Annotated in this window: 3 protein-coding genes; 2 read left to right on the top strand and 1 reads right to left on the bottom strand. The window is 68.1% G+C overall.

Annotated elements, in window-relative coordinates; translation table 11 throughout:
* Nucleotides 1-117 precede the first annotated feature (117 nt).
* Nucleotides 118-1,641: a CoA-acylating methylmalonate-semialdehyde dehydrogenase gene (locus AC1RDS_RS20935; protein WP_492227356.1), complete on the bottom strand. Its 1,524-nt coding sequence runs from the start codon at nt 1,639-1,641 to the stop codon at nt 118-120.
* A 111-nt stretch (nt 1,642-1,752) separates the two neighbouring features.
* Between AC1RDS_RS20935 and AC1RDS_RS20930 the strand changes: the two genes are divergently transcribed.
* Both AC1RDS_RS20930 and AC1RDS_RS20925 read left to right on the top strand, forming a co-directional pair.
* Nucleotides 1,753-2,697, top strand: a complete 945-nt coding sequence (locus tag AC1RDS_RS20930) for a LysR family transcriptional regulator (protein ID WP_492227355.1) — start codon at nt 1,753-1,755, stop codon at nt 2,695-2,697.
* 58 nt (nt 2,698-2,755) lie between these two features.
* Nucleotides 2,756-4,291: an NAD(P)H-hydrate dehydratase gene (locus AC1RDS_RS20925; RefSeq protein WP_492227354.1), complete on the top strand. Its 1,536-nt coding sequence runs from the start codon at nt 2,756-2,758 to the stop codon at nt 4,289-4,291.
* Nucleotides 4,292-4,439: the final 148 nt, after the last annotated feature.

The raw sequence follows: 4,439 nt of genomic DNA, 5'->3' as shown, positions 1-4,439 counted from the left end.
GCGCGAGGTCAAGCGATCGACACGCAGCAAGTACCCACCAAAAAAAATGCCAGTCAGGGCTTAACTGACTGGCATTGGGCCGATGGCCCCTTTGTTGTCAGCAGCAAGGTATCCGCCTTACTTCGCCGTCGGCATCACAAACTCGGCGCCCTTGGGCGTACTCTCGGGCCAGCGCTGCATGATGCTCTTTTGCTTGGTGTAGAAGCGCACGCCTTCTTCGCCATAGGCGTGCATGTCGCCAAACAGGCTGCGCTTCCAGCCGCCAAAGCCGTGCCAGGCCATGGGCACCGGGATGGGCACGTTGATACCGACCATGCCTGCCTGGATGCGGCGACCGAACTCGCGGGCCACGTTGCCGTCGCGCGTGAAGCAGGCCACGCCATTGCCGAATTCATGGTCGTTGACCAGCTGCACTGCCTCGCCAAAATCCTTGGCGCGCACCACCGCCAGCACGGGGCCGAAAATTTCTTCCTTGTAGATGCGCATGTCCGGCGTGACGTGGTCGAACAGCGTGCCGCCCAGCCAGAAGCCGCCTTCGCAGCCTGCGCCCGCCTGCTTGCCGTCGAAACCGCGGCCATCCACCAGCAATTGCGCGCCTTCCTTCACGCCCAGGTCGATATAACCCGAGATGCGCTCGTGGGCGGCACGGGTGACGATGGGCCCCATCTCGGCCGCCAGATTGGTGCCGTTGAGCACCTTGAGCGCCTTGGTGCGCTCGATGAGCTTGGGCATCAGCTTGTCGGCGGCGTCCCCCACCAGCACGGCCACGCTGATGGCCATGCAACGCTCGCCGGCCGATCCGTAGCCCGCGCCGATGAGGGCGTCCACGGCCTGGTCGATGTCGGCGTCGGGCATCACGACCATGTGGTTCTTGGCACCACCCAGTGCCTGCACGCGCTTGCCGTGACGGGCGCCGGTTTCGTAGATGTAGTTGGCGATGGGGGTCGAGCCGACGAAGCTGATTGCCTTGACATCGGGGTGTTCGATCAGCGCGTCCACCGCCTCCTTGTCGCCCTGCACCACGTTGAACACGCCATCGGGCAGCCCCGCCTGCTGGAACAGGTCGGCCATCATCAGCGAGGCCGTGGGATCGGTCGGGCTGGGCTTGAGCACGAAGGTATTGCCCGCCGCAATGGCCACCGGGAACATCCACATGGGCACCATCACCGGGAAGTTGAACGGCGTGATGCCTGCCACCACCCCCAGGGGCTGGCGCAGCGTCCAGTTGTCGATGCCCGTGCTCACCTGGTCGGTGAAATCGCCCTTGAGCAGTTGCGGGATGCCGCAGGCAAACTCGATGATGTCGATGCCGCGCGCCACCTCGCCCTGCGCGTCGGTGAACACCTTGCCATGCTCGGCCGTGATGGCACGGGCCAGCGCATCCTTGTTCTGGTTGACCAGCTCCAGAAACTTGAACAGCACGCGCGCACGGCGGATGGGCGGTGTGTCGGCCCAGGCCGGAAAGGCCGCCTGCGCGGCAGCCACGGCCACATCCACGTCCGCGCGGTGGGCCAGCGCCACGCGGCCGGTCACTGCACCCGTGGCGGGATTGGTCACGTCCTGGCTGCGGGTGCTGGCGCCGGCGACGCGCGCGCCCTGGATGTAATGGCCGATGTGGATGGGCTGGGCGGCGGTGGTCATGCAAACCTCTTTCAAAAACAGTGGAACGTGGCCTGCAGTCTAGAAGCCGCCCCCTGCCCTGCCAAGACCGCAGTCGTGAAATGATTGTTCACATTGGTGAACAATAGCGGCATGAAATCGACAGACCACACCAAGCCCGAAGCCCTCTGGTCCCACCTGCACTGGCTGGTGGTATTGGCCGAACAAGGCAGCTACACCGGCGCGGCAGCGCGGCTGGGCGTGAGCAAGGCCGCCATGAGCCAGCACATCGCCGAGCTGGAGCGCGCCGCGGGCGTGCCGCTCGTGCGGCGCACCACCCGCAGCGTGGGCCTGACCGAGGCGGGGCGGCAACTGGTGGACGACACGCGCGGCGCCTTCGAACGCATTGCCGAGAGTTTTGCCGGCGTGCGCGACCGCGCCGGAGTGCCCCAGGGCCGCCTGCGCGTGACCGCCCCGGTGGCGCTGGCGCGTCAGCAACTGGTGCCGCGGCTACCCACGTTCCTGCGCGCCTACCCCGAGGTGCGGCTGGAGCTGGACCTGTCGGACAACCTGCGCTCGCTGACCCTCGAAGGGCTGGACCTGGCCATCCGCCACACCGCCGTGGCCCCCGACACCCACGTGGCCTGGCTGCTGTGCACCACGCGGTCGGTGCTGGTGGCCAACCGCGCCTATCTGCGCCGCGCTGGCACGCCCCGTGCGCCCGACGACCTGCACCGGTACGACTGCCTGCACTACCCCCGCACCCAGGAAGCTCCGGCATGGACCTTCGAGCCCCAGGTACCAGGCGCTTCGCCGCGCGTGACCGTGCCCGTGACCGGCCCACTGGCCGCCAGCAACAGCGAGGCCTTGCGCGATGCCGCGCTGGCAGGGCTGGGCATCGCGCTGGTGCCCGACTTCAGCGCCCAGGCCGCGCTGCAGGCGGGCAAGCTCGTCGAGGTGTTGCCGGATTGGCGCCCCGTGGGCACCTTCAGCGAGACGATCCATGCCATCCGCCCCTATTCGGCCCATGTGCCGCGCGCGGTGTCGGTTTTCGTGGAATGGCTGCGCGAGGCCTTTGCGCCGGGCTTTGGGGCCTGACGCAATAATGGTTTGACACGCTTTGCGCCGATCGAATCCACCCCGGAGAAACGCAGCCATGCACCCCGTCACACCCCTGCAACCGCACCCCCTGTTCAACACCGCAGCCACCCGGCGCATGGAACGGCAGGCCGCCGCAGCCTTGCCGCCCCACGCCCTCATGCAGCGCGCCGGCCTGGCCGTGGCACGGCTGGCACGCGCGCTGGCACCCCATACCCGCACGGTGTGGATTGCCTGCGGCCCCGGCAACAACGGCGGCGACGGGCTGGAAGCGGCCATGCATTTGCAGCGCGATGGGCGGCGGGTGGTGGTGACCTGGCTGGGCAGCCCGGAACACGCGCCCGCCGATGCCCGCCAGTCGTGGCAGCGTGCGCAGGCGGCAGGCGTTGCATGGGCCGACGAAGCACCCACCGACATGACGGCTTCGGACCTGTGCATCGATGCCCTGCTGGGGATTGGCGTCACATCGATCCCCTCCGCTGCCCCGCGCGAGCCCAACAGCAGGATGCTGGCCACGCTGACCGCCCTGCACTACAGCCCGGCGCCCGTGCTCGCCGTCGATCTGCCCTCGGGCCTCGATGCCGACACCGGCCAGTTTGCTGCGGGTTTCAGTGCCCCGGCGTCAGACACCCGTTCGCACCGACAGGCACGCCACACGCTCAGCCTGCTGACGCTCAAGCCCGGTCTGTTCACGGCCTCGGGGCGAGATGCTGCCGGCAAGGTGTGGCTGGATGATCTGGGGCTGCCCGCAGCCCAAGAGGCCCCCAGCGCATGGTTGGCCGGCCCCGTCCTGCCCGCGCCGCGCAGCCACGCCAGCCACAAGGGCAGCTACGGCGATGTGGCCGTGGTGGGCGGCGAGGGCCTGGCGGCGCGCGGCCTGGGCATGACGGGCGCGGCGCTGCTGGCAGCATCGGCCGCATTGCATGCCGGCGCGGGCCGGGTGCTGGTGGCCCTGCTCGACGATGGCCGGATGGCGCTGGATGGGGTGCAGCCCGAACTGATGTTTCGCCGCTTTGACGCATTGGCACTGGAAGAGCTCACGGTGGTATGTGGTTGCGGCGGCGGCGAGGCCGTGCGCACGGTACTGCCCACCGTGCTGGCACAGGCCGCCCGGCTGGTGCTGGACGCCGACGCGCTCAACGCCCTGGCCGCTGATGCCGCGCTGCGCTCCCTGGTGGTCAACCGCAGCGTGCGCGGGCTGCCCACAGTGCTCACGCCCCACCCCCTCGAAGCGGCACGCCTGCTGGGCCTGTCTGCTGCTGAGGTGCAGGCAGACCGGCTGCGCGCAGCGCAGCAACTGGCGCAGCAGTTGCACTGCATCGTGGTCCTCAAGGGGTCCGGCACGGTGATCGCGGCACCGGGGCAAGCCCCAGCCATCAACCCCACTGGCAACGCCCGGCTTGCCACCGCTGGCACCGGCGATGTGCTGGCGGGCATGGTGGGCGCCGGTCTGGCAGGCGGCAGGGCCACGGGGGCCGATGCCCTGCATGCCGCCACGGAGGCGGTGTACCTGCACGGCCTTGCCGCCGACCGCTGGCCTGCCGAAGGCACATTGACGGCCGGCGCACTGGCGCGTCACATCGGAAATTATTAACAAAATAGCTGCTTGCGCCTGATTCACAAGCGCAAGCAGCTATCAATACAAGAGCGAATCATTCCCTGCAGCAGGGCAATCGCATCTAAAAAATAGAGTCAAATCCAACGACACTGCAGCGCTTGAGTAATCTGCCAAGCGCTGTTTA

The sequence above is a fragment of the Acidovorax sp. GW823-FHT02H02 genome, from assembly GCF_058797075.1.
The sequence above is the reverse complement of the archived record's forward strand: the minus strand, read 5'-3'. Positions and strand labels throughout refer to the sequence as shown.

What these genes read in the sequence shown, in the direction of transcription:
- AC1RDS_RS20935 (WP_492227356.1), bottom strand. Translation starts at nt 1,641, where the DNA reads ATGACCACCGCCGCCCAGCCCATCCACATCGGCCATTACATCCAGGGC.
- AC1RDS_RS20930 (WP_492227355.1), top strand. Translation starts at nt 1,753, where the DNA reads ATGAAATCGACAGACCACACCAAGCCCGAAGCCCTCTGGTCCCACCTG.
- AC1RDS_RS20925 (WP_492227354.1), top strand. Translation starts at nt 2,756, where the DNA reads ATGCACCCCGTCACACCCCTGCAACCGCACCCCCTGTTCAACACCGCA.